We start from the raw sequence: 701 nt of genomic DNA, 5'->3' as shown, positions 1-701 counted from the left end.
GCCTTAGCGGTATAAATCTATTAATTTCAATAAGAAATATTCTGTTAATTCCAATGTTTCGCCGTTCCAATCGAAATACGAACGGCGCGCGGTAACAGGCCGTCTGAAAGATGGATGGTCGAAATCTTCAAAACGAAGAAACTCAAAATCCGAACGCTTCAACGGCAATGTACCGTCAAACAGGCGCTCACCCAAAGGCTGCGTTCCACAATCCAATAATTCTGTCCATAGACGGCTATCTGGTCGGCACGCGCTTCTGGCTTGTATTACTGTTTCGCCGTCCAGTTTGAGCAAAACATCGCGCACAAAGATTTCGTCTCCGTTTTCTGCACCCTTCGTCAAACCCAAATACACCGGCTTGACTGAAAAATCCTTACCGGAAGCGCGCAACGCAGCGGTTAGCGAAGAAACGGTCAGCAAATGTCCGGCCTTAGACGGCAGAAGACTTGAAGCTTCGGCATATGAACAAAGTGTGCCACGCGGTATATCAAACGCCATTTACCACCTCTGTTTTGGCCAACTCCTGCCATTTGGCTTCGGGAAATTCATCTTTCAGACGGCCTTTAAGATATTCCAAGGTATCGCCGGCAACGGTTTCATCTTTACTGTCGTGAATATGGTTGAAAATCAGGCTGTGCAACCGGATGCCGTATTGTTTAAGCGCGGCGAAACTGAGCAGGGTGTGATTGATGCTGCCGAGC

1 protein-coding gene and 1 pseudogene are annotated in these 701 nt (G+C 47.9%); both read right to left on the bottom strand.

Annotated elements, in window-relative coordinates; translation table 11 throughout:
* Positions 1–3: 3 nt before the first annotated feature.
* On the bottom strand, positions 4–498 hold the full coding sequence (locus ACTHUM_RS16755) for a chorismate--pyruvate lyase family protein (protein ID WP_107791959.1): 495 nt from the start codon (positions 496–498) through the stop codon (positions 4–6).
* Positions 488–701, bottom strand: a pseudogene (locus tag ACTHUM_RS16750) (dethiobiotin synthase); the annotation flags it as partial. The gene ACTHUM_RS16755 and the pseudogene ACTHUM_RS16750, both read right to left, overlap by 11 nt.

Source organism: Neisseria sp. P0021.S006 (assembly GCF_051956895.1).
The sequence above is the reverse complement of the archived record's forward strand: the minus strand, read 5'-3'. Positions and strand labels throughout refer to the sequence as shown.